Origin of the sequence: Streptomyces sp. SPB162 (assembly GCF_029504575.1) — a bacterium.
In the GTDB taxonomy this organism is placed as follows: Bacteria; Actinomycetota; Actinomycetes; order Streptomycetales; family Streptomycetaceae; genus Actinacidiphila.
On record NZ_JAQFII010000001.1, the window covers coordinates 6,323,391 to 6,347,069 of the forward strand.

The 23,679-nt window shown below is 73.5% G+C and carries 23 protein-coding genes; 15 read left to right on the forward strand and 8 right to left on the reverse strand.

The genetic code is table 11. From position 1 onward, the window contains the following. Positions 1-64: 64 nt before the first annotated feature. On the reverse strand, positions 65-1,714 hold the full coding sequence (locus M2266_RS28505) for an MFS transporter (RefSeq protein ID WP_277440770.1): 1,650 nt from the start codon (positions 1,712-1,714) through the stop codon (positions 65-67). Positions 1,715-1,995: 281 nt separating this feature from the next. Between M2266_RS28505 and M2266_RS28510 the strand changes: the two genes are divergently transcribed. From M2266_RS28510 to M2266_RS28540, 7 genes are all read left to right on the forward strand, one after another. Further along, positions 1,996-4,482 carry a SpoIIE family protein phosphatase gene (locus tag M2266_RS28510; protein ID WP_277440771.1) on the forward strand — a complete coding sequence of 829 codons (2,487 nt, stop codon included), beginning with the start codon at positions 1,996-1,998 and terminating at the stop codon, positions 4,480-4,482. A 106-nt stretch (positions 4,483-4,588) separates the two neighbouring features. Then, complete coding sequence (locus tag M2266_RS28515; RefSeq protein ID WP_277440772.1) at positions 4,589-5,338, forward strand: class I SAM-dependent methyltransferase; 750 nt, start codon at positions 4,589-4,591, stop codon at positions 5,336-5,338. A 61-nt stretch (positions 5,339-5,399) separates the two neighbouring features. After that, positions 5,400-6,233, forward strand: a complete 834-nt coding sequence (locus tag M2266_RS28520) for a M55 family metallopeptidase (protein ID WP_277440773.1) — start codon at positions 5,400-5,402, stop codon at positions 6,231-6,233. Further along, the gene (locus M2266_RS28525) at positions 6,226-7,584 is read left to right on the forward strand and encodes a M20/M25/M40 family metallo-hydrolase (RefSeq protein WP_277440774.1); all 1,359 of its coding nucleotides are present in this window, start codon (positions 6,226-6,228) and stop codon (positions 7,582-7,584) included. Before M2266_RS28520 ends, M2266_RS28525 begins: the two co-directional genes overlap by 8 nt. After that, positions 7,581-9,557, forward strand: coding sequence for a prolyl oligopeptidase family serine peptidase (locus M2266_RS28530; RefSeq protein WP_277440775.1), 1,977 nt, complete (start codon positions 7,581-7,583; stop codon positions 9,555-9,557). Before M2266_RS28525 ends, M2266_RS28530 begins: the two co-directional genes overlap by 4 nt. Continuing rightward, the gene (locus M2266_RS28535) at positions 9,554-10,504 is read left to right on the forward strand and encodes an LD-carboxypeptidase (RefSeq protein ID WP_277440776.1); all 951 of its coding nucleotides are present in this window, start codon (positions 9,554-9,556) and stop codon (positions 10,502-10,504) included. Before M2266_RS28530 ends, M2266_RS28535 begins: the two co-directional genes overlap by 4 nt. Positions 10,505-10,556: 52 nt before the next feature. After that, positions 10,557-11,630: an NAD-dependent epimerase/dehydratase family protein gene (locus M2266_RS28540; protein ID WP_277440777.1), complete on the forward strand. Its 1,074-nt coding sequence runs from the start codon at positions 10,557-10,559 to the stop codon at positions 11,628-11,630. A gap of 21 nt (positions 11,631-11,651) precedes the next feature. On the opposite strand, the gene M2266_RS28545 is transcribed toward M2266_RS28540, so the two are convergent. Continuing rightward, positions 11,652-12,764 (reverse strand): HAMP domain-containing sensor histidine kinase, encoded by a 1,113-nt coding sequence (locus M2266_RS28545; RefSeq protein WP_277440778.1) that lies wholly within the window; start codon positions 12,762-12,764, stop codon positions 11,652-11,654. Beyond that, the gene (locus M2266_RS28550) at positions 12,757-13,500 is read right to left on the reverse strand and encodes a response regulator transcription factor (RefSeq protein WP_346780963.1); all 744 of its coding nucleotides are present in this window, start codon (positions 13,498-13,500) and stop codon (positions 12,757-12,759) included. Before M2266_RS28550 ends, M2266_RS28545 begins: the two co-directional genes overlap by 8 nt. A 141-nt stretch (positions 13,501-13,641) precedes the next feature. Here M2266_RS28550 and M2266_RS28555 point away from each other — a divergent pair, with 141 nt between their 5' ends. The 3 genes from M2266_RS28555 to M2266_RS28565 are packed head-to-tail and all read left to right on the forward strand — an operon-like array spanning position 13,642 to position 15,730. Continuing rightward, positions 13,642-14,373 carry a glycosyltransferase family 2 protein gene (locus M2266_RS28555; protein WP_277440780.1) on the forward strand — a complete coding sequence of 244 codons (732 nt, stop codon included), beginning with the start codon at positions 13,642-13,644 and terminating at the stop codon, positions 14,371-14,373. Next, positions 14,370-15,044, forward strand: coding sequence for a DUF2064 domain-containing protein (locus M2266_RS28560; protein ID WP_277440781.1), 675 nt, complete (start codon positions 14,370-14,372; stop codon positions 15,042-15,044). The genes M2266_RS28555 and M2266_RS28560 overlap by 4 nt, the downstream gene beginning before the upstream one ends. A 14-nt stretch (positions 15,045-15,058) precedes the next feature. Continuing rightward, positions 15,059-15,730 (forward strand): methyltransferase domain-containing protein, encoded by a 672-nt coding sequence (locus tag M2266_RS28565; protein ID WP_277441396.1) that lies wholly within the window; start codon positions 15,059-15,061, stop codon positions 15,728-15,730. Positions 15,731-15,758: 28 nt separating this feature from the next. Here the strand turns inward: M2266_RS28565 and M2266_RS28570 are convergent, their stop codons facing one another. The 3 genes from M2266_RS28570 to M2266_RS28580 all read right to left on the reverse strand — a co-directional run bounded on the left by M2266_RS28570 (position 15,759) and on the right by M2266_RS28580 (position 18,354). Next, positions 15,759-16,628, reverse strand: coding sequence for an alpha/beta hydrolase (locus M2266_RS28570; protein WP_277440782.1), 870 nt, complete (start codon positions 16,626-16,628; stop codon positions 15,759-15,761). Positions 16,629-16,708: 80 nt separating this feature from the next. Next, positions 16,709-17,128 carry a hypothetical protein gene (locus M2266_RS28575; protein WP_277440783.1) on the reverse strand — a complete coding sequence of 140 codons (420 nt, stop codon included), beginning with the start codon at positions 17,126-17,128 and terminating at the stop codon, positions 16,709-16,711. Continuing rightward, the gene (locus M2266_RS28580; protein WP_277440784.1) at positions 17,125-18,354 is read right to left on the reverse strand and encodes a molybdopterin-dependent oxidoreductase; all 1,230 of its coding nucleotides are present in this window, start codon (positions 18,352-18,354) and stop codon (positions 17,125-17,127) included. The genes M2266_RS28575 and M2266_RS28580 overlap by 4 nt, the downstream gene beginning before the upstream one ends. A gap of 114 nt (positions 18,355-18,468) precedes the next feature. Here M2266_RS28580 and M2266_RS28585 point away from each other — a divergent pair, with 114 nt between their 5' ends. Beyond that, positions 18,469-19,863, forward strand: a complete 1,395-nt coding sequence (locus M2266_RS28585; RefSeq protein ID WP_277440785.1) for a glycosyltransferase family 87 protein — start codon at positions 18,469-18,471, stop codon at positions 19,861-19,863. On the opposite strand, the gene M2266_RS28590 is transcribed toward M2266_RS28585, so the two are convergent. Continuing rightward, entirely contained in the window at positions 19,850-20,377 is a 528-nt protein-coding gene (locus M2266_RS28590) for a DinB family protein (RefSeq protein WP_277440786.1), read from the reverse strand. The genes M2266_RS28585 and M2266_RS28590 overlap by 14 nt on opposite strands. A 120-nt stretch (positions 20,378-20,497) precedes the next feature. On the opposite strand from M2266_RS28590, the gene M2266_RS28595 reads away from it, so the two are divergent. The 3 genes from M2266_RS28595 (at position 20,498) to M2266_RS28605 (ending at position 22,247) form a co-directional block, all read left to right on the forward strand. After that, on the forward strand, positions 20,498-20,995 hold the full coding sequence (locus M2266_RS28595) for a hypothetical protein (protein WP_277440787.1): 498 nt from the start codon (positions 20,498-20,500) through the stop codon (positions 20,993-20,995). A gap of 82 nt (positions 20,996-21,077) precedes the next feature. Further along, the gene (locus tag M2266_RS28600; protein WP_277440788.1) at positions 21,078-22,004 is read left to right on the forward strand and encodes a helix-turn-helix transcriptional regulator; all 927 of its coding nucleotides are present in this window, start codon (positions 21,078-21,080) and stop codon (positions 22,002-22,004) included. A 3-nt stretch (positions 22,005-22,007) separates the two neighbouring features. Beyond that, positions 22,008-22,247, forward strand: coding sequence for a DUF1049 domain-containing protein (locus M2266_RS28605; RefSeq protein ID WP_277440789.1), 240 nt, complete (start codon positions 22,008-22,010; stop codon positions 22,245-22,247). Between the two features lie 10 nt (positions 22,248-22,257). Here M2266_RS28605 and M2266_RS28610 read toward each other — a convergent pair whose 3' ends face one another. Then, positions 22,258-22,755, reverse strand: a complete 498-nt coding sequence (locus M2266_RS28610; protein WP_277440790.1) for a GNAT family N-acetyltransferase — start codon at positions 22,753-22,755, stop codon at positions 22,258-22,260. A 107-nt stretch (positions 22,756-22,862) separates the two neighbouring features. Between M2266_RS28610 and M2266_RS28615 the strand changes: the two genes are divergently transcribed. Continuing rightward, positions 22,863-23,660, forward strand: coding sequence for an exodeoxyribonuclease III (locus M2266_RS28615; RefSeq protein WP_277440791.1), 798 nt, complete (start codon positions 22,863-22,865; stop codon positions 23,658-23,660). Positions 23,661-23,679 lie beyond the last annotated feature (19 nt).

The window sequence follows — 23,679 nt, forward strand, 5'->3', positions numbered from 1 at the left end:
ATCGTGCGGAACTCGCCCGGCGCCCGGCGCGGCGAGGGAGACGTGCGCCGGGCGGCGCCCGGGGTCAGTCGTTCTTCTTGCAGGGCGTCCCGCGGGACAGGGCGTAGCGCCCGCCTATCCGGTAGGTGCCCGGGGCCGGGGCGTACAGCCGGGTCCAGTCGCCGTCCTGAGCGAGGCAGCCGTGGTCGGAGTCCGTGGCTCCCGCGATCCCGAGCCAGGGCGACCACGGGATGCGCAGCAGCACCGGGCCCGCCTGGGGCACCTCGACGACCAGCTCGGCCGGCCCCGCCTGGCGGACGACCGACGGGGGGTCGGCCATCGGCGCGGCGCCCGTCACGCTGTACAGGCGCCAGTGGTCGTCCTGCCAGACCGGCTGCAGCCAGGCGTGCCCGGCCGCGACGATCTTCGCCTCCGCGACGGCCGCGCCGTCCGGTTCGTCCGCCGGCAGAACGACGTATCCGACGCCCCAGTGCTGCAGCCAGGCCAGGTAGGTGGCCGGTGTGAGGGTGCCGTCGTAGAAGAGCGGGTTGCGTTCGACGTCCGCCTGCCGGTTCCAGCCGCGGGCGAGGTTGACGTGCGGGGCTATCCCCGACGCCTCCCAGTGCGAGCGCAGCGGGACGACCTCGACCCGGCCGCGGTCGGCACCGACCCGGGCCAGTTCGTCGATGAGTCCCTGGGCGTGCTGGATGGTCGCCGTGACGGGCGCGGTGTTGACCAGGTCCGTGACGGGTTTGGCGACCTGCCAAACGGCGACGGCGAGGAACGCCGTGAAGATGACGAGGGTCTTGCGGCCCCGGTCGGTGCGCCCGACCGCGGCGGCGAGCAGCGCGGTGCCGCCGAAGAGCAACGAGAGCCGCTCGACGTTGCTGCCGATCGGCGACGGGACCGCCCAGGTCAGCGCTATGCCCGCGGCGTACACCCAGGACCCGGTGATGAGGGTGCGCCAGGACTTCGGTGCCAGGAGCGCCACCAGGACCGCGGTGGCCAGCGGCAGCGCGGCGAAGTACCAGGTGAACGGCTGCACCCCGTAGAAGGGGAACAGCAGCGAGGTGCCGCCGACCACGACCGGTGGGCTCGCGGCCAGGATGTACGCGTGCTTGCGGCGCCCGGTCAGGAAAAGGGCGCCCGCCAGGACCTCGATGAACAGGCCGGCCACGGGGCTGCACATGGTGGCGACCGCGCCCAGCGCGGAGGCGCCGACGATGCGCGAGGTCCGCTGGTCGTCCTCGGGGAGGACGAGGGCGGTGGCGCCGAGCGCGAAGAGCATGCCGAGCGCGAACGTCACCCGGCCCGACGCCACGTCGCACCACAGGGCGAACGCCGTCCACAGGGCGGGCAGCATCGGCCGCCGGATCCGGTAGCGGACCAGCAGGTGCGCGGCGACGGTCGCGGAGAGTGTGCCCGCGATCACCGCGGTCGTACGGACCCCGAGCCACGCCATGATGTAGGGCGACAGGATGCTGTACGAGGCGGGGTGCATGCCGCCGTACCAGGAGAGGTTGTAGGCGGAGTCAGGGTGTTCGCGGATGAAGTCCGTCCACGCGAACTGGGCGGCCATGTCGCCGGCGTCCTTGGCCAGGAACACCGCCCAGACGATGTGCAGCAGCGCCGCGAACAGCGTCGCGGCCATCACGGGCCGGCGCGGATCCGCCAGCCGGAGAAAGGACTTGGGGCGTTTCTCGGCGGCCCAGCCCACGGTCTCCCAGGTGGTCAACGGTTTCTCTTCCAGTCGCGGGTCCTACGTGCTCCGGCATGGATCCCCACCCCGCCGGAGTCGAACTCGCACCACGGATCTGGAGTTCGAACAGAGAGCAAGGACGCTAGCACGTGTCCAGAGGGGCGCTCACGCGCGGGCGTGCGCCCGGATTCCGGTATTGCCCTTCGCGGCACCCCTGTCCGGCCGTACGGTGGTACAGGTGCCGCAGATCTTGCGCCGGGACGGGGGTCCTGGACCGGTTCTGTGATGCGGCTCCCAGGGAAGGAGCCCACCCAGCCATGGACCGCCGCACTCCTCCGGGGCTGTCCGGACGGATCCCGCTCGCGGTGATCGTCGTGGACGGCGCGGGACTCGTATCGCACTGGAGCACCGGTGCGCGCAAACTCTTCGGTTGCTCCAGGGAAGAGGCCGTGGGCCGCCCCGCGGTGGATTTACTCCCGGTCTCCGGCGCCCTGAACAGCGCGGCAGCGGACGAGGCCGACCCTGACGAGAACTTCGGCCCGGAGCTGGACGCCTCCCTCAGCGGCGAGACCGCATACCCGACGGCGGGTCGGGCCCGGCTCTTCGACGACTTCCACGGCGGCGGGGACCGCGAGGACGGGCCCGTGGACGTCCTGTGGTGGGCGTACCCGCTCGTCGGACCGGGGCCCGAGCGGCTGCTCGTGCTGGCGGCCGACGCGGGACAGGTGCATCCGCCGCCGAATTCGGGCCAGGACGAGAGCCGGGATTCCGGCCAGGATTACGCGGCGGAGATGACAGCCGGGGAATTCGAACGGATCGCACCCGGCTTCGCGCTGCACACCGAGTTCTCCGGCGCGGACCAGCTCGCCAAGCGGCTGCCCGAGATCCTGCCGAGCATGAACCCCGCGGAAAGCGCCCGGATCGTCTACCAGGTGCTGGAGCTGGGCTACCCGGTGCTGGAGTTCAGCCGGCACGACCGGGTGCCGGTCACGCCCGACTGGGGGGTGCCCAGGCGCGACGAACGGCGGGCCAGGCGCCGGGCCGCCGCGGCGGCCACTCAGCTGGACCCGCAGGCCGCTGCGCCGGCCGACCTGGCGCCCGACCTCGAGTACGCGGCGGTGCGCGAGCACCTCGAGTTCCTCAACGAGGTCAGTGCCCGCATCGGCACCTCGCTGGACCTGGCCCGCACGATCCAGGAGGTCAGTGCCGCCGTGGTGCCGCGCTTCACCGACGTCGCGGGCTCGTACCTGCGCGAGCAGGTGCTCGCCGGTGAGGGGTTTCCCGACGGGCCGCCGGACGTCACCACCATGTGGTACCGGGTGGCCGTCGAGCACACCGACGAGCCGGGGCGCTGGGACGACGTGGTGCCGGTCGGCGAGTCGATGCCGTTCCCCGAGCAGACGCCCTTCTTCCAGTGCATGACCAGCGGCCAACCGGTGCTCGTGCCGCGGATCTCCGAGCAGATGGGCAACGCGATCGCCGCGCAGTTCGAGAAGCGCGACATCAGCCCGCTGATCAACAACCGGTCGATGCTGGTGGTGCCGCTCAAGGCTCGCAACGTGGTGCTCGGCTTCATGATCCTGCTGCGCCACCAGGAACGTCCGGACTTCAACGACATGGACCGGGCGACGGGCGCGGAGTTCGCCGCCCGCGCCGGCCTCGTGCTGGACAACGCCCGCATGTACACGTTCCAGGAGAACGTCGCCGACACCCTCCAGGACAGCATGCTGCCGCAGATCACCCCGCGGATGCCGGGGTGCGACGTGGCCACCCGCTACCTGCCCGGGACCCGGATGGGCCGGGTCGGCGGCGACTGGTTCGACACGATCAAGCTGGCCGGCTCGCGGCTGGCGCTCGTCGTCGGCGATGTCATGGGACACGGTCTGAACTCCGCCGCGATGATGGGCCAGTTGCGCACCGCCGTGCAGACCATGGCGGCGATGGGCATGCCGCCCGCCCAACTGCTGCGCAATCTCGACGACCTGGCGCAGCGCCTCGGCGAGCACTACCTGGCCACCTGCCTTTACGCCGTCTACGACCCGATCGAGTCGGAGCTGGTGATATCCAACGCCGGACACATCCCGCCGGTCCTGGTGCGGGCCGCCGACGGGCGCAGCGAGCTGCTCGAGGTACCGACCGGCGCGCCCATCGGGGTGGGCGGCATACCGTTCGAGACGGTCACGGTGCGGGTCGCGCAGGGCGACCGGCTGGTGCTGTGCACCGACGGGCTGGTCGAGGTGCGCGGGCAGGACATCGGCGCGGGGCTGGCCGCGCTGTGCGAGAGCGCCGCCCACCCGGCGGCGTCGATGGACGACGCCTGCGACACGATCATCCGCGCGCTCAACCCGCGCGGCGGCCGCAAGGACGACGTCGCGCTGCTGATGGCCCGGCTCAACGGCATCCCGCGGTCCGACGTCGCGACGTGGCAGCTGGCCCGTGATCCGCGCGAGGTCGCGCGCGCCCGCCGGCTGACCCGCGACACGCTGCGCGAGTGGGATCTGGAGGAGGCCTCCGAGACCGCCGAGCTGCTGGTCGGCGAGATCGTCACCAACGCCGTGCGGCACGCGGACAGCGGGGACATCGAGCTGCGCCTGGTGCGGGCGGACGCGCTGCTGTGCGAGGTGACGGACGACGACCACTCGGTCCCCATCCTGCTGAACACCGGCCCCGAGGAGGGTTACGGACGGGGCATGCGCATCGTGAGCCGGCTGGCGCGGCAGTGGGGGACGAGCCGTTCGGCACGGGGCAAGACGGTCTGGTTCGAACAGACGCTGCCGCGCTCGGCGGCGCGACGGCGGCGCTGACGGGGCGGCGGGGCCGCCGCGTAACCGAGGTACCGCGGCGGGGCCGCCGCGTAACCGAGGTACCGAGTCACTGAGGTTCCGGTCGCATCCTGGGGAGTTCCGAAAAATGAGCGTGCCCGGCACATACACACAGGCCTGGGAGAGTTTCTGGCGCGACGCGCCGCCGTCGGACGGTGCGGTCTTCTGGGACGCCGACGCGTCCCTCACCGCCGCGCTGCAGGTGCCGCTCTTCGAGCCGTACTTCGACGCCGGCCTGCCGGTCGTCGACTTCGGGTGCGGCAACGGCACCCAGACCCGGTACCTCGCGGAGCGCTACGACCGGGTGGTCGGAGTGGATCTGTCCGCGGCGGCGATCGAGCACGCCCGTCGTGCGGACCCGCACGGTATCGCCGAGTACCAGCAGTTCAACGGGGCTGACGCGGCCGTGGCGCGCCGGCTGCACGCGGAGATGGGTGACGCGAACGTCTACATGCGGGGTGTGCTGCACCAGTGCGAACCCGCGGACCGGGAGCCGCTGATCGAGGGCATCGCGATCCTGCTCGGCGAGCGCGGACGGGTGTTCGCGGTCGAACTGGCGGCGGCCGCGAAGGGCCTCCTGCTGGGCCTGGCCCAGGCACCCGGCGGCCCGCCCCCGAAGCTGGGAGCGGTCTTCGCGCACGGCCTCACCCCGGGCGAGGTCGCCGACGAGGACGTCCCCGGCTACTTCGCGGCAGCGGGCCTCGAACTGCTGGCGGGCGGCGAGCAGCCCCTGAGGACGACGGAGTTCCACCCCGACGGCACGCGCATCGAACTGCCGTCGAAATGGCTGGTGGCGGGGGCCGGGGACCAGGCGCGGCCCGGGTCTACAGAGGTATAGTCCGCGGGAGTTATCCACAGGTCTGGCAGGCGTCGCGCAAAACCGCGTAGCGTTGCGTCGCATGAAGATCCTGATCTCGGCCGACATGGAGGGCGCCACGGGCGTCACCTGGCCTGCCGATGTGCTGCCGGGGAGCGAGCAGTGGCAGCGCTGCCGCCATATGTTCACGTCCGACGTGAATGCCGCGATCGCCGGGTTCTTCGACGGCGGAGCCGACCAGGTCCTGGTGAACGAGGCGCACTGGACCATGCGCAATCTGCTGCTGGAGAAACTCGACGAACGCGCCGAGATGCTCACCGGCCGGCACAAGGACCTGTCGATGGTCGAAGGCGTGCAGCACGGCGATGTGGACGGCGTCGCGTTCGTCGGTTACCACACGGGCGCCGGGACCGAGGGTGTGCTCGCGCACACCTATCTCGCCAACTCGATCACGGGCGTGTGGGTCAACGGCGAGCCGGCGAGCGAGGGGCGGCTGAACGCGCTGGTCGTCGCCGAGTACGGGGTGCCGGTCGTCCTGGTGACGGGCGACGACCGTACGGGCGCCGACGCGGGCGGATACGCCCCGCGGGCGCGTACGGTCGCGGTCAAGGACTACGTGTCCCGGTACGCGGCGGTCTGCCGGCCCCCGGCCAGGACGGCCACCGACATCCGGGCCGCGGCGAAGGAGGCCGCGGCGCTCGCGGTGCGCCATGAGCCCGAGCGGGCCGGACCCTTCCATGTGGAGGTCGAGTTCGACGCGGTGCACCTCGCGGGGGCCGCCGCGGTGGTGCGCGGCGTGGCGCGGACCGGAGAGCGTCGCGTCGCCTACACATCACCGACCATGTACGAGGGCATCCGCGCCTTCAAGGCGGTGACCACGCTCGTGTCGGCAGCGGTGGAGGAACAGTATGGCTGAGCAAGGGGTGTTCGAAGCGATCGCTGAGGCGGTGGACCAGCAGGCCCTGGACGAGGTGGTGCGCTTCACCTCCGATCTGATCCGGATCGACACGACCAACCGCGGCGGCGGCGACGGCAACGAGCGGCCCGCTGCCGAGTACGTCGCCGCAGCGCTGTCCGACGCCGGGATCGAGCCCTTGATCCTGGAGTCCGCCCCGGGTCGTGCCAATGTGGTGGCCCGCATCGAGGGCAGCGACCCGAGCGCCGACGCGCTGCTGGTCCACGGCCACCTGGATGTCGTCCCGGCCGAGCCCGCCGACTGGAGCGTGCACCCGTTCTCGGGCGAGATCCGCGACGGAGTGGTCTGGGGCCGCGGCGCCATCGACATGAAGAACATGGACGCGATGGTGCTCGCGACGGTGCGGGCGATGGCCCGCACCGGACGCCGCCCGACCCGTGACCTCGTGCTCGCGTTCACCGCGGACGAGGAGGACAGCGCCGCCTACGGCGCCGGCTTCCTCACGGATCAGCACCCCGGGCTCTTCGAGGGCTGCACCGAAGGCATCAGCGAATCGGGCGCTTTCACCTTCCACACGGGCGACGGCATGCGGCTGTACCCGGTGGCCGCGGGCGAGCGCGGAACCGCCTGGCTGCGGCTGACGGCGCACGGCAGGGCCGGGCACGGCTCCAAGGTCAACTCGGCGAACGCGGTCAGCCGGCTGGCCGCGGCCATCGCGCGGATCGGCGAACACGAGTGGCCGGTCCGGCTGACCGACACCGTGCGCGCGGCGCTCACCGAACTCGCCACACTGCGGGGTATCGAACCCGACCTGGACGATGTGGACGGGCTGCTCGACCGGCTCGGCCCGGCCGCAGCGCTGGTCCGGCCGACGGTCCGCAACAGCGCCAACCCGACGATGCTGCAGGCCGGGTACAAGGTCAACGTCATCCCCGGGACCTCGACCGCCTATGTGGACGGACGGTTGCTGCCCGGTGGGGAGGCCGAGTTCACCGAGACCATGGACCGGCTCACCGGCCCGTACGTCGAGTGGGAGTACTACCACCGCGGGGTGCCGCTCGAGGCTCCGGTGGACTCGCCCACGTACGCGGCGATGCGCGAGGCGCTGGAGCACTTCGACCCGCAGGCCCACGTCGTCCCGTACTGCATGTCCGGCGGCACGGACGCCAAGCAGTTCTCCCGGCTCGGCATCACCGGCTACGGGTTCTCCCCGCTGAAACTGCCCCCGGGCTTCGACTACCAGGCGCTCTTCCACGGAGTGGACGAACGCGTGCCGGTCGAGGCGCTGCACTTCGGCGTCCGGGTGCTCGACCGCTTTCTGACCTCCTCCCCAGGGAAGGCACCCGTATGACCCAGGACGTCCCGTACGGAGCCTGGCCGTCGCCCATCGGCGCGGCGACGGCCGCGTCGCACGACGGCAGCCCGGAGTTCGCGGGCTTCGTCGGCGACGAGGTGTGGTGGACCGAGCCGCGCCCCGCCGAGGGCGGCCGCCGCGCGCTGGTCCGGCGGCTCGCGGACGGCAGCGAGCAGTGCCCGCTGCCCGCACCGTGGAACGTCCGCAGCCGCGTCATGGAGTACGGCGGCCTGCCGTGGGCAGGCGTCCCGGACGCCGACGGCCCGCTGATCGTCTTCGTGAACTTCGCCGACCAGCGCCTGTACGCGTACCGGCCGGGGACCGAGCCGCTGCCGCTGACGCCCGTCTCGGCGGTGGGCGACGGCCTGCGGTGGGTGGACCCGCGGATCCACCAGGACCGGGGCGAGGTCTGGTGCGTCCTGGAGGAGTTCACCGGGGACGGTCCTTGCGACCTGCGGCGCGTCATCGCCGCCGTACCGCTGGACGGGTCGGCCGCCGCCGACCGCCGCGCCGTGCGCGAACTGACCGACGGCGTCGACCGGTTCGTCACCGGCCCCCGGCTCTCCCCGGACGGTGGGCAGGCCGTGTGGATCGCCTGGGACCATCCGCGGATGCCCTGGGACGGCACCGAGCTCAAGCTCGCGCAGGTCGGGGAGGACGGCGCCTTCACCGGGGTCCGCACCCTGATCGGCGGCCCCGAGGAGTCGGTCGCGCAGGCCGAGTGGGCCGCGGACGGCACCCTGATCGCCGCCACGGACCGCACGGGCTGGTGGAACCTGCACCGCGTCGATCCCCGCACCGGCGAGGCCGTCAACCTCTGCCCGCGTGACGAGGAGTTCGCCGGCCCGCTCTGGAAGCTCGGCTACCGCTGGTTCGCGCCCGTCGGCGAGGGACTCCTCGCGGTCCTGCACGGCGTAGGGGCCCAGCGACTGGCCATACTCGATCCGGCCACCGGCGAACTGGCCGACGTCCCGGGCCGCTGGACGGAATGGGCCGCGGGCCTCGCCACCTCGGGCACCCGGGTGCTGGACGTGGCGGCGAGCGCGCGCTCCTCGTCCGAGATCGTCGAACTCGACACCCGCACCGGGCACCCGCGCGTCATCGGCTGCGCACACCAGGACGCCGTCGACCCCGCGTATGTGCCGGACCCCGTCGCCCGCACCTTCACCGGGCCCGACGGGCGTGAGGTGCACGCCTCCGTGTACCCGCCGCGGAACCCCGAGGTCAGAGCTCCGGCGGGGGAGCTGCCGCCCTATGTGATCTGGGCGCACGGCGGCCCCACCAGCAGAGTCCCCATGGTGCTCGACGTGGAGATCGCCTACTTCACGTCGCGCGGCATCGGCGTCGCGGAGGTCGACTACGGCGGCTCCACCGGCTACGGCCGCGCCTACCGGGAGCGGCTGCGCGAACAGTGGGGCGTCGTGGACGTCGAGGACTGCGCGGCCGTCGCGCGGGCGCTCGTCGAGGAGGGCACCGCGGACGGGGCACGGCTCGCGATCCGCGGTGGCAGCGCGGGCGGCTGGACCACGGGAGCGTCGCTCACCACCACGGACCTGTACGCGTGCGGCGCCATCAGCTTCCCGATCCTGGACCTGACCGGCTGGTCGGCGAACGGTGAGACGCACGACTTCGAGTCGCGGTATCTCGAGTCCCTCGTCGGCCCGCTCGCCGAGGTCCCTGACCGGTACCGCGACCGTTCGCCGGTCAACGGCGCCGACCGCGTCACCGCGCCGTTCCTGCTGCTGCAGGGGCTGGACGACGTGATCTGCCCGCCCGTCCAGTGCGAGCGCTTCCTGGAGCGGATCGCCGGGCGCGGCATCCCCCACGCCTATCTCACCTTCGAGGGTGAAGGCCATGGATTCCGCCGCCAGGAGTCGATCGTCGCGTCTCTGGAAGCCGAACTCTCGCTCTACGGGCAGGTCTTCGGCTTCGTGCCGCCCGGCGTGCCGCTGCTGGAGCTGACCAAGTGACGGGGCCCGTGCCGGAGTCCCTGCGCCGGGCCCGCCGACTGGTACCCGGCGACCGGGTCGCGATCGTCGCCCCCAGCGGCACGATTCCGCGCGAGCGGCTCGACGCCGGAGTCGACATCCTGCGCGGCTGGGGACTCGACCCGGTCGTCGCGCCGCACGTGCTGGAGCAGCACTCGCGCCTGCAGTATCTGGCCGGCACGGACCAGGACCGTGCCCGGGACCTGCAGCAGGCGTGGTGCGACCCCTCGGTGGCCGCGGTGCTCTGCGCGCGCGGCGGCTACGGCGTGCAGCGCATGGTCGACCTGCTGGACTGGGCGGCGATGCGGGCCGCCGAGCCGAAGGCGTTCATCGGCTACAGCGACATCACCGTGTTGCACGAGGCGTTCGCCACCCGCCTCGGCCTCGCCACGCTGCACGGCCCGATGGCCGCGGCGGCGACGTTCCTCAAGGACGGCCCCACCCAGGACCACCTGCGCAGCACCCTGATGGAACCGGAGACGGTCCAGGTCCTCGCCTCGCCCACCGCCCGCACCATGGTTCCCGGCCGGGCCCGTGGACGCACCCTCGGCGGCACGGCCTGCCTGCTCGCCGCGGAGCTCGGCACGCCGGGCGCCCGGCCCGGCGCCGCCGGCGGGATCCTCCTCCTGGAGGACGTCGGCGAGGAGCCGTACCGGCTGGACCGCTACCTCACCCAACTGCTGCGCTCCGGATGGCTGGACGGCGTCGCCGGCATCGTCCTCGGCTCGTGGGCCGAGTGCGGCCCCTACGAGAAGGTGCGCCCACTGCTGCTCGACCGGCTCGGCGGTCTGGGGGTGCCGATCGTGGAGGAGCTGGGGTTCGGGCACTGCGACTCGACGATCACCGTCCCGCTCGGCCTGCCCGCCGTCCTGGACGCCGACGCCCGCACCCTGACGATGGAGGTCCCGGCACTCCTTACGGACTGCTGACGTCCCGGCCGGGTCGCGCTGCCGGAACCGTCCCGCGCCGTAGGTTCTGAGCATGCTGACACTCGTCACCGGAGGCGCGGGCTTCATCGGCTCGCACATCGTGACCGCCCTCGTCGAAGCCGGGCACGACGTGCGCGTCCTGGACGCACTGCTCCCCGCCGCCCACGGCGAGCGCGCCGAACCGCCCCCCCTTCCGGCGGGAGCCGACTGGCGGCGGGCCGACGTCCGGGACCGCGCGGCCGTCGAGGACGCGCTGCGCGGGGTGGACGCGGTCTGCCACCAGGCCGCCATGGTCGGACTGGGCAAGGACTTCCGCGACGCGCCCGACTACGTCAGCTGCAACGACCACGGCACCGCCGTACTGCTCGCCGCCATGGCCGCCACCGGGGTGCGGTCCCTGGTGCTGGCCGGCTCCATGGTGGTCTACGGCGAGGGCCGGTACGCCTGCGCGCGGCACGGCGTCGTCCGTCCGGGACCGCGCCGGGTCGCCGACCTCGACGCGGGCCGCTTCGAACCACTCTGCCCGCACTGCGGCGATCCGCTCGCCCCCGGCCTCGTCACCGAGGACGCCCCGACCGACCCGCGCAACGTCTACGCGGCCACCAAGCTCGCCCAGGAACACCTGACCGCCGCCTGGGCCCGCGCGACCGACGGCCGCGCGGTGTCCCTGCGGTACCACAACGTCTACGGCCCGGGGATGCCGCGCGACACCCCGTACGCGGGCGTCGCCGCGCTCTTCCGTTCCGCCCTGGCGCGCGGTGAGGCCCCCCGCGTCTTCGAGGACGGCGGCCAGCGCCGGGACTTCGTGCAGGTGGGGGACGTCGCCGCCGCCAACGCGGCCGCTCTCGGCGCACTGACCGACGGACCCTCCGGTGGGCTGAGGACCTACAACGTCGGCAGCGGGACCGTGCACTCCGTGGGCGACATGGCGGCCGCCCTCGCCGCGGCCACCGGCGGCCCCGCCCCCGTCACGACGGGCGAGTACCGGCTCGGCGACGTCCGGCACATCACGGCCTCGTCCGCGCGCATCCGCGCCGACCTCGGCTGGGCACCGGCCGTCGGCTTCACCGAGGGAGTGCGGGACTTCGCCCACGCCGCACTGCGGGGAACGCCCACCCCGGCCTGACGCCGACCCGGTATGCGGCGGTCAGCCGGACGCGGCCGGCAGGACGACCTCGAAGCGACAGCCGCCCTCCACGTTGCTGACGGCGGCATGGCCGGCGTGCGCCTCGACGATGCCGCGGACGATGGCGAGGCCGAGTCCGGCCCCCGCGGGAGGCGTCCTGGCTCCGGTGCCGCGCCAGCCCGTGTCGAAGACCCGGGGCAGGTCGGCGGGCGGGATGCCGCCGCAGCCGTCGGTGACGGACAGGACCACGGAGTCCGCCTCGCGGTGCGCGGAGACCGCCACCGTTCCGTCGGCCGGGGTGCGGTGGATGGCGTTGGCGAGCAGGTTCGCGAGCACCCGCGTCATCTCGCGGCCGTCGACCTCCACCGGGACGGACTCGACGCCGTCACCGATCAGCCGGACGCCGTGCTCGCGGGCCAGCGGATCCGCGCCGGCGATGGCGTCGCCCACGAGGTCGTAGACGGACATCCGGGACGGCACCAGGGACAGCACGCCCGCCTGGATGCGGGAGAGCTCGAAGAGGTCGCCGACCATGCCGCTGAGCCGCTCCACCTCGGTTCTGATCTGCGCGTGGTAGCGCGCGGGGTCCTCCGCTATGCCGTCCTCCAGCGCCTCGGCCATGGCGCGCAGCCCGGCGAGCGGGGTGCGCAGATCGTGCGAGATCCACGCCACCAGCTCCCGGCGGGACGCCTCCAGCGCGCGTTCGCGCTCCCGCGACGCGGCGAGCTTCGCGCTGGTGGCCGCCAGTTCGCGGCCCAGATCGGCGAGCTCGGCGGTCGGCGGCCCGGCGGGCGCGGCGAAGGTGTCGTTGTCGCCGAAGTCGCGGGTGGCGGTCGCCAGGGCGCGGCTGCCCGCGACGACCCGACGGCCGAGCAGCAGGCTCACGCCCAGCGAGACGACGGCGGCCATCGCGCAGACCGTGATGACCACGCCCAGGTCATGCGAGGACAGGAACATGGCCCAGGCGACCGAGAGGGTGCCGGCGAGCATCGCGGCCACCGTGACGGCGGCGACCACCGCGAGCGACAGCGCCACCGACCGGTTCCGCAGCAGGCGCAGCGCCAGCGCGCCGAGGAGCCCGGCGGCCGCGGCGCCGACCGCCGCGTAGGCCGCTATCAGCAGGACGTCATGCATCGGGGCTCACCGCTTCCTGTGCCGCCGGTTCCGTGAGGGCCGATGCCGCATCGCCGGCCGGCGAACCGCCCGGCGGGTCGAAGCGGTAGCCGACGCCCCAGACCGTGCTGATCAGCAGCGGTCGGGCCGGATCGTCCTCGACCTTCTCGCGCAGCCGCCGCACATGGACGGTGACGGTCGACAGATCACCGAACTCCCAGCCCCACACCCGCCGCATCAGCTCCTCGCGCCCGAGCACCCGCCCGGGGTGCCGGAGGAAGAACGCGAGGAGGTCGAACTCCCGTATGGTCAGGGCGAGTTCCTCGCCGGAACGGGTGGCGCGCCGGGCGGCGGGGTCCAGCGCGAGCGGCCCCGACCGCAGCCAGGGGCCGTCGGGCGGCGGCGTCCCGGCGCGGCGCAGCACGGACTCCACGCGCAGCACCAGCTCGCGCGGGCTGAACGGCTTGGTGACGTAGTCGTCCGCGCCGACCTCGAGTCCGAGGATCCGGTCGTCCTGGTCGCCGCGGGCGGTCAGCATCACCACGGGGACGGGTCCGCGCTCGCGTATCCGCCGGCACACCTCCAGGCCGTCCAGTCCCGGCAGCATCAGATCGAGGACGACGAGGTCCGGGCGGACGGCGGCGGCACGGGCCACCGCCGTGGGTCCGTCGGCGGCCCGGTCCACGACGAAGCCGGCGCGGTGGAGGTATCCCGCGACGACTTCGGCGACGGTCGGATCGTCGTCGACGACGAGGATGCGGCGTTGTGCGGGGTCGGTGGTCACGCTTCGAGTCTGGCACCGGAGGCGGGGGACGGGCTCCCGGGTGGCGGATCGGGGTGTCGGCGTCCGCGTTTCGTAAGGATCCAACGTCCGGAATGTCGGACTCTGATTCGTAGGGTGAGGAGCGTGACCAACTCACCGACACCGCCTGTCGACGTCGTACTGCCATGCCTGGACGAGGCCGGCGCCCTGCCCTGGGTGCTGGAGCGCATTCCCTCCGGATGGCGGGCGATCGTGGTCGACAACGGCTCGTCCGACGGCTCCGCCGACCTGGCCGCCTCCCTGGGCGCGACCGTGGTCAGCGAACCGGTGCGGGGCTTCGGCGCCGCGTGCCACGCCGGACTGCTCGCCGCGACCGCCGACATCGTCTGCTTCTGCGACTGCGACGCCTCGCTCGACCCGGCCCTGCTGCCGTCCCTCGCCGACCCGGTGCTGCGGGGAGAGCTCGACCTGGTGCTGGGCCGCCGCCGGCCCACCACCCGGGGCGCCTGGCCACCGCACGCCCGGCTCGCCAACCTCGAACTGGCCCGGCTCGTCCGCCGCCGCACCGGCCTGCGGCTGCACGACCTCGGCCCGATGCGGGCCGCCCGGCGCGCGGCGCTGCTCGGCCTGGAACTGGCCGACCGCCGGTCCGGCTACCCGCTCGAAATGCTCGTTCGCGCCGCCGACGCGGGCTGGCGCGTCGCCGAGACCGACGTCCCGTACGCGCCGAGAACCGGCCGCTCCAAGGTGACCGGCACCTGGCGCGGGACCTGGCACGCCGTCCGGGACATGAGCGCGGTACTGCGTCAACCGGCGGCCGCCCCGACGGCCACCCAGGCCTCCCCGCTCGGCCAGGTCGCCCGATGACGGGCACCCCCGGCGTGACGACGTTGCTCGTGATCGCCAAGCAGCCGGTGCCGGGGCGGGTCAAGACCCGGCTCACCCCGCCGTACACCCCGCGCCAGGCGGCGGCACTCGCCGAGGCGGCGCTCGCCGACACCCTCGACGCGGTCCTGCGCGTCCCGGCCCGGCGGCGGGTGCTGGTGCTCGACGGCGCGCCCGGCCCCTGGCTGCCGCCGGGCTTCGACGTCGTTCCGCAGGCGCCCGGCGGCCTGGACGAACGGCTGGCGGCCGCGTTCGCCGGCTGCGCCGGGCCCACGCTGCTGGTCGGCATGGACACCCCGCAGCTCACCCCGGCCCTGCTGGAACCGGCGCTGCGGCCCGACGCCTGGCTGGGCTGCGACGCTTGGTTCGGCCCGGCGGAGGACGGCGGCTTCTGGGCGGTCGGCCTCGCCGAGCCCGACCCCTCGCTGTTCCCCGGGGTGCCGATGTCGACGGACCGGACGGGTGCGATCCAGCGCCGCCGGCTCACCGACGCCGGGCTGCGCGTCCGCGACCTGCCGGCACTGCGCGACGTGGACACCGCAGCCGACGCCGCCGAGGTCGCCGCCCTCGCGCCCGGTTCGCGGTTCGCCGCGACCTTGCGGGCCTGTGCGCCGGCCGGTCTCGCCGTCACCGGCGGGACAGTGGCCAGGTGACGCCCCCGGACGGCTTGACCGCGACGATCGCCCAGCGGCCGGGAGGCCCGGCGCCGTGGATCGACGACCCGTACGCGCACGCGATCCGCTCCGGGCGCGGGCCGCTCTTCCTGCGCAGGGCCGACGGCTGGTTGCTGCCGCTGGACGTGGAGCGGTGGTGCGCGGCGCCGGACGCCGCCGACACCGCGCTGCTGTACCGGTGCCGGCGCGGCCCGGTGCTCGACATCGGCTGCGGGCCCGGCCGTCTGGTGGCGGCGATCGCGGCCACCGGCGTGCCCGCGCTCGGCGTGGACGTCAGCCCGGCGGCCGTGGCCCGCACCCGGGACAGCGGGGGCGCGGTGCTGTGCCGGTCGGTCTTCGACCGGCTGCCCGCCGAGGGCCGCTGGGGCACGGCGCTGCTGATCGACGGCAATGTCGGCATCGGCGGCGACCCGCGGGCGCTGCTCGCCCGGGTCGGCGAACTGGTCGCCCCCGGCGGCCGGCTGCTCGTCGAGGCCGCGGCTTACGACGTGGACGAGCGGTTCACCGTGCGGGTGGAGGACGGCCGGGGCCGGTACGGCCGCGACTTCCCCTGGGCGCGGCTGGGCGCGGCCGCGCTGCGGTCCGCCGCCGACGGCACGGGGTGGACGGCGGTCGAGGAGTGGTCCGTGGGCGGCCGGCACTTCACGGAGTTGTGGCGCTGCTGACGCCCGCGACCCCGCCCCAGGAGTGGCTTCACGCCCACGTACGGTCCAGGAATTCCGCGATCAGCGGTGCGATCTCCCCGACGCACTCCTCCAGCGCGAAGTGCCCGGTATCGAACGAGTGGACCTCGGCGGCCGGCACGTCGCGCAGGAACGCGTGCGCCCCGGCCTCCACGAAGATGGCGTCGCGGCGTCCCCACAGCACGAGCGTCGGCGGCTGGTGCTCGCGCAGCCAGGCCTGCCACCGCGGGTACAGCTCGATGTTGCTGCGGTAGTCGTAGGCCAGCTGGAGCTGGATCGCGTCGCGCCCCGGCAGGTCGAGGAAGTGCTGGTCGAGCAGCCAGCCCTCGGGAGCGACGGTGGACGCGTCGGTGGTGCCGCCCTCGTACTGGGCGCGGGTGAAGTCGAGGGTCAGCATCCGGCGCTGCCGCTCCTCCGAGCCTTCGCTCTCGCGGCGTTCGGCCACGAAGGCGCGGGCTATCGGGCTGAGCCCCTCCTCGTACGCGTTGCCGTTCTGCACCACGAGCCCGGCGACCCACTCCGGGTGGCGCTCTGCGAGGCGGAAGCCGACGGGGGAGCCGAAGTCGAAGGCGTAGAGCGTGAAGCGGTGCAACCCCAGGGCCTCGCAGAACCCTTCCACGACGTCGGCGAGCAGGTCGAAGGTGTAGGTGAGGGAGGTCGGCGCGTCGCTGTGCCCAAAGCCCGGGTAGTCGGGCGCGATCAGGTGGTACTGGCCGCCGAGCGCGTCGATGAGCCGCCGGTACTGGTGCGAGGCGGACGGGAAGCCGTGCAGCAGGAGCAGGGTCGGGGCGTCCGGGTCGCCGGCCTCGCGGTAGAAGACGCGGACTCCGTCCACGTCGACGAACCGGTGGGCCACTCGGGGAAGTTCCAGAGCCGTCATCGCGCGTGCCTCCGATGTGGGTGTCGGCGGGACTGTTCCGTCGACACCCACATGCTAATGGTTAGATGGCTCTCTATTCATTAGTTTCGCCGATGTGATCGCAATCGGCGCAGCGCAGCCCCTCCCGCCGCCAGGGCGGTCAGAACGACCACCGCCCCCAGCGCGACCGCGAGGTTGCGGGGGTAGTCCAGCGGCAGCACCGACGGGTTGGACGTGGCGGCCGGCCGCAGCAGGAACGGCAGTGCCACGGCGGTCAGGCACGCGGCGGTGATCAGCCCGCCGCGCACCGGCCGCCGTACGTGCGGCGGCAGCCACCGCGACAGCGCCGCTCCGACGGCCAGCACCACCGGCGTGAGCACCGCGTCGTGCAGCACGATGCCGCCCGCCAGCCAGAGCGGCACATCGACCGGCGCCTTCACCTCACCAACCGTGAACAGCTGGACGGCGCCCAGCGTCATCGCCGCCACCCCCACCATGCCGAGTGCGATGCGCGCCTTCATGCCAGCACCTCCAGCCGGGAGACCCACTTCGTCTGCAGCACACCCGGCCGGTTCGGCGCGATGATCCGGGCCGGGAAGCCGTGGTCGACGGAGAGCGGCGCGCCGTTCAGCGCCAGCGCCAGCAGCGTCAGCGGATCACGCGCGTAGGAAGAGCCCATCTCCATCACCGAGTAGGCGCCGCCCTGTTGCAGCGACACCACCCTGACCCTCGCCCCCGGCGGCGCGCCCGCCCGGTCCAGCAGATCGCGCACCCGCACGCCCTCCCAGTGCGCGCTCTTGCTCCAGCCCTCGACACAGGCGATCGGCAGTAGCGAGGTGTGCTGCTCCAGAGCCCGCAGCTCGGGCAGCGTCAGCTCGTACGGTCGCGGCCCGGCGACCCGCAGCCGCCAGTCCGCGAGCCGCGCCGCGGTGATCCCGGCCGCGGCCGCCGTCTTGTTGACGGGCAGCCCCTGCGGGCCGTGGTCCGGGTGCCGCGGCGCCAGCAGGTCGAAGTCCTTGAGCGGGGTGAAGGACTGCCCGACGGTCGTCAGCGTGACCGCGCCGACCGCCGCGCCGACGCCCAGCACGAACGCCCGCCGGTCCGGCCCGTCCGCCGCGGGCAGCCGCACCGTGCCGGCCGACCGCCGCGACCAGTGCTCGGCGATGACCGGGGCCTTCACCGCCAGGTGCAGCAGCAGCGCGCCGATCGCGACCCAGGCCAGCGCCCAGTGCACGGGCACGAAGTTCCACGGCCACGGGTACCACTGCAGCGTGTTCAGCAGCCCGGTGAGCAACTGCAGCAGCACCGTCCCGACCAGCACCGCGATCGACAGCCGCTCCAGCGCCTTGCCCACCGAACGGGCCGGCGGCCAGGCGAAGAGCCGCGGGTAGACCGTCCACAACTTCGCGAGCACCAGCGGGATCGCCGCGATCCCGGTCGCCACGTGCAGCCCCTGGGTGAGCCGGTAGCCCCACGAAGGGCGGCTGGGCAGCCGGTCCGCCGCCCAGCCGGGCGGGTGCTGCAGGTAGTGGCTGATGAGGCCCGTCACGAAACTGACCGCGATGGCCGCCCCCAGCGCGCGGCCGACGACCGTGGCCGTGCGGGCGTCGTGCAGCCGTCCGGTGAACGCTCCCTCGCGGAGCGGGCCGCGACGCAGCCAGGCGGGTGGCGCGGGCAGCGCGAGCCGCGCGCTGCCGCGAGGGATCGAAGGCTTCGGGGGACGGTCCCCGTCCGATGGATTCTGCATGCTCCCATCACACCCCCGATCAGGGTCCCAACAGGGGAAGGGACTCCTTACGGATCGCGGACGCCGGGCCCGGCGGGGAGCCGGCGGGCGGCTCCGCCTGCCACGGTGGGTCGTGTGGGAATCCGCACCGTATGCACCTCGATCCTCGTCGCCGCGCTGACCGCCGTCGTCGCCGTCACCATTCGCTCAGGAGGTTCCGAGGCGCACCCGCGCCACCTGCTGTACTGGTACGCGGCCGCCTGGGCGCTGTTCGCCGCGGCCGTGTGGGCCGTCCGTGAGGTCCCCGTGCGCGCCGCCGCGGTCCTGGTGCTCGCCGGCAGCGCCGCCCTGGCCCTCGCGGCGCTGAGCGGACCGCCGCGCACCAGCAGCGACATGTACCGCTACGCCTGGGACGGCAGGGTGCAGGCCGCGGGCATCTCCCCGTACGCCCATCCGCCCAACGCGCCGGAACTCGCCGGGCTGCGCGACCGCTGGCTCTTCCCGCCGGGTCCGGCCTGCCCCTTTCCCGATCTGAGCACGGCCGGCGCCGACTGCACCCGCATCAACCGCCCCGGCGTCAACACCATCTACCCGCCGGTGGCGGAGGGCTGGTTCCTCGCGGTCCACGCGCTGTCGCCCGACGGCGCCCGCCACAAGCCGACCCAGATCTCGGGCGCGCTGCTGGCCGTCGGGACCAGCGCCGCCCTGGTCCTGGTCCTGTGGCGGCGCGGAGATCCACGGCGTGCGGCGCTGTGGGCCTGGTGCCCCGCGGTGTCCTTCGCGGCCGTCAACGACGCGCACGTCGACACCCTCGGCGTGCTGCTGACCGTGCTCGCCCTCGGCACGTCCGTCCTGCCGCGCCGCGGTGCGCTGCTGGGTGCGGCCATCGCCGTCAAGCTGTTGCCCGCGATCGTCCTGCCCGGCGCCCTCGCCCGCCGGGGCCCCCGGGACGCCGCGCGCGTCCTGCTGCCCGCCGTGCTGGTGGTCGCGCTCGCCTATCTGCCCTACGTCCTGACCTCAGGCTTCGGCGTCCTCGGCTATCTGCCGGGCTATCTGCGGGAGGAGGGGTACGAGTCGGGCAGCGTCCGCCGGTTCGCGCTGCTGCGGCTGTTCCTGCCGGACGGCGTCGCCGCCCCGCTCGCGGTGGTCCTGATAGCGCTGACCGCGCTCTACGTCCTGCGCCGCGGCGATCCCGCCCGGCCGTGGAGCGGCGCGCTGCTCGTCACCGGCACCGCGCTACTCCTGACCTCGCCCTCGTACTACTGGTACGCCCTGCTGGTGGTCGCCCTGGTCGCGCTCGACGGCCGTTGGGAGTGGCTCGCCGTCCCGATCGCGGGCACCGTGCTCTACGTCGGCAACGCGATGGGCGCCCACGGCAGTTGGCTCCAGTCCTGGTCCTACGGGACCGCCGCGGTGGCGGTACTGGCCGGGGCGGTGCTGCGGGCCCGCGCGGCGTCACGCGGGCCCGCAGCGCGGGAGCGGGTCGGGGCGGTGACCGACGGCGCGGGCGTGGGGGTCAGCAGCCGGTGACGCCGTCCGTCAGTTCGCGCAGCAGGTCGGCGTGGCCGTTGTGCCGGGCGTACTCCTCGATCATGTGGACGTAGACCCACCGCAGGTCGATCGGTCCACCTCGGCGCGGGTGGCTGTCGAACGTCTCGTCGAGCGAGCGTCCCGCGACGGTCCGGTCCGCGAGTTCGCACTCGCTCGCGAACACGGCGAAGTCGGCCTCGGCGGCGGCGCCGTCGACGAGGTCGAAGTCACCGTCCGGCTCCTCGTCGGGACAGTAGAGGTCACCGAGGTCCGTCCGGCCGTCGAAAAGGGTCCGGAACCACCAGCGCTCCACCTCCGCCATGTGCCGGACCAGCCCGAGCAGCGAGAGGGTCGACGACTTCACCGGGCGCAGGGCCAGCTGCTCGCCGGTGAGGCCGGCGCACTTCGCGAGGAGGGTCGCGCGGTGATAGGCGAGCCAGTTGTCCAGCGAGGTTCGCTCGTCGGCGACCAACGGGGGATCGGTACGGGGTACTTCGGGTGCGGTCCAGGTCATCCGCACATGATGGCGGCGCGGGGCGGCGTCCGCATCCCGGTATCGCTGCCGGCCCCCGCTCCTCCGGGCCCGCGGGACCGTGCGCCCCGCCGCGGCGCTATCGTTCGCGCGGAGGTACAAGTGAACGATGAACTGGACCGGGGCCGTCCGCTGGCGGTCTTCGACCTGGACGGGACCCTCTCCGACACCCGGCACCGGCTGATCCACCTGGAACGGCGGCCGAAGGACTGGGCGGCGTTCTTCGCCGCCGCGGTGGACGACGCCCCGCTGGCGGAGGGCGTGGCGCTCGCGCTGGAGACCGCCGTCGCCTGCGACATCGAGTACGTCACCGGACGCCCCGAACGCTGCCGCCGCGACACGGTCGACTGGTTGGAACGGCACGGACTGCCGGCGGGCGAGGTGTGGATGCGGACGGACAACGACCGCAGGCCGGCCCGCGTCACGAAGCTGGAACTCCTGCGCAGACTCTCCCGCACCCGTGAGATCCGGCTGGTCGTCGATGACGACAAGCAGGTCTGCGACGCCTACAAGGGCGCCGGATTCACCGTACGGCGGGCCCGCTGGATGGCGACCGCCCCGCTGCTGGAGCAGGCCCAGGACAGCGAGGGGCGCACCTGATGCCGCGCGCCGCCGCTGCCTGCCACTGCCTGCCACTGACAGGGACAGGCTGCGAACGGGCCGGCGGAGGAGACTGATCGGCATGGACACTCCCGCGGAACTCGGCGAATTCCTGCGCACCCGCCGCGCCCGGCTGCGGCCGGAGGACGTCGGACTGATCTCCTACGGCGCCAGGCGCCGGGTGCCGGGGCTGCGGCGCGAAGAGCTGTCGCAGCTCGCCGGCGTGAGCGTCGCGTACTACACCCGGCTGGAACAGGGCCAGAGCAACAACGCCTCGGAAGGGGTGCTCGACGCCCTCGCCGCCGCGCTGCGCCTCACCGAGGACGAGCACAAGCACCTGCGCAACCTGGCGCGCCCCGGCCGCGCCAGGCGCCGCCCGGCCGAGCGCCCCGAAAGCGCCAGGCCCGGGACGCGGCAGTTGATCGCCGCGATGCGCGACGTGCCCGTCGTGGTCCTGGACCGGCGCTTCGACGTACTGGCGTGGAATCCGCTCGGGCACGCGCTGACCGCGGGGCACCTCGACGCGCGGAGCCCGGACCGCCCCGCCGACCGCCCCAACCTGCAGCGGCTGCTCTTCCTCGACCCGCACACCCGCGAGCTGTACCCGCGCTGGGACGAGGAGGCCCGGCGCGCGGTCGCGTCGCTGCGGTTGGCCGCGGGGCAGTACGCCGACGACCGCCGGCTGGCCGAGCTCATCGGCGAACTGACGATGAAGAGCCCCGAGTTCGCCGCCCTGTGGTCGCGCCACCCGGTGAACGGCTGCACCTTCGGCGCGAAGGCGTTCCACCACCCGACGATCGGCCCGCTGGACCTCTCCTTCGAGATGCTGCAGGTCCCGGACGACTCCGGGCACCGGATGCTGATGTACAGCGCCGGGCCGGGCTCCTCCTCCGAGGCGGCGCTGCGCCTGCTCGGAACCATCACCCGGACGGAGCAGCCGACCGCCCCCCGGGACCCGAGGACGGTGAAGCTGACCACAGGGGGTGACCGTCACCCGGAAAGCAGGTGACCCGTGGCGAGAGCCGACAAGTCGACGTCCGGCGGCACGCCCGGCCGGCAAGCGCTCACGCCGGGCCGGATCGCGGTGGCCTTGCTGGCGGTGCTCGGCCTCGTCTTCATCTTCGAGAACACCCGGCAGGTCAGGATCCGGCTGATCATTCCCGAGGTGACGATGCCGCTGTGGCTCGCCCTGCTCGCAGTGGCCGTCATCGGCGGCGTCTGCGGCGCCTACCTCTTCCGTCGCAGGAAGTGACGCAGAACGCTCACCCGCCGTCGGACGACACGAGCCCGTCCAGTGGCTTGCCGAGGCACACACTGAGCTCCTCGTGCCGGTACAGCCCGAACTTCGACACCGGGGTGTAGTCGCACGACTCGTACAGCGCGATGGCCTCTGGCTGCTTCGTACCGGTCTCCAGGACCATGCGGGACCGCCCGGCCGCCGCGGCGCTCGCCTCCAGCTCGGCCAGTATCCGCCGCGCCAGGCCGCGGCCCCGCGCCTCGTCGACGACGTACATCCGCTTGAGCTCGGCGTCGCCGTCCGAGTACCCCTCCGGCGACTCGTCCTGCGCCCGCCAGCCGCCGCTGGCGACCGGCTCCCCGTCCACGTACCCCACCAGGTACAGGCCCCGGGGCGGGTCGAACTGGGTGGCGTCCATCGGGGTCAGATCGCCGTCGCCGTACCGCTCGACGTACTCCAGCTGCACCCGGTCGTTGAGCTTCACCGCGTCGGGGTGGTCGTAGCGCAAGGTTCGAATCTCCACCACGGCATCGTACGTGTGTACGCGTGCGGGTCCGCCCCACGCCGATTCGCGCACGTCACGGTCGCGTAGGCTGCGCTGCGCTGATATCCGCACTTCGGGAGCCTGCCGTGCTGACTGTGACGACCGTGAATGTCAACGGGCTGCGTGCCGCCGCCAAGAAGGGCTTCCTGCCCTGGCTGCGGGCCACCACCGCCGACGTCGTCTGCCTGCAGGAAGTGCGCGCCGAGGCCGAGCAGCTCCCCGACGAGGTCCGCGAGCCCGAGGGCTGGTCCGCCTACCACGCCCCCGCCGCCGCCAAGGGCCGCGCCGGCGTCTCGATCTACAGCCGCAGCGAGCCCACCCGCGTTCAGATCGGATTCGGCTCCGCCGAGTTCGACAGCTCCGGCCGGTACATCGAGATCGACCTTCCGGGTGTCACCGTCGCCAGCCTCTACCTGCCCTCCGGCGAGGTCGGCACCGAGCGCCAGACGGAGAAGGAGCGGTTCATGGCCGAGTTCTTCGTCCACCTCACGGACCTGCGCGCCCGCGCCGCCGCCGACGGCCGCGAGGTGCTCGTCTGCGGCGACTGGAATATCGCCCACCGCGAGGCCGACCTCAAGAACTGGAAGACCAACCAGAAGAGCGCCGGCTTCCTCCCCGAGGAGCGCGCCTGGCTCACCAAGGTCTTCGAACAGGGCGGCTACACCGACGTCGTCCGCCGCCTCCACCCCGACACCACCGGCCCCTACTCCTGGTGGTCCTACCGCGGCCGCGCCTTCGACAACGACGCGGGCTGGCGCATCGACTACCACGTCGCCACCGCGGGGCTCGCGGACAGGGCCACGTCGGCCGTGGTGGAGCGGGCCGAGTCGCACCCCGAGCGCTGGAGCGACCACGCACCGGTGACCGCCACGTTCGACGTGTAGCGCGCGGGAACCCGAGGGG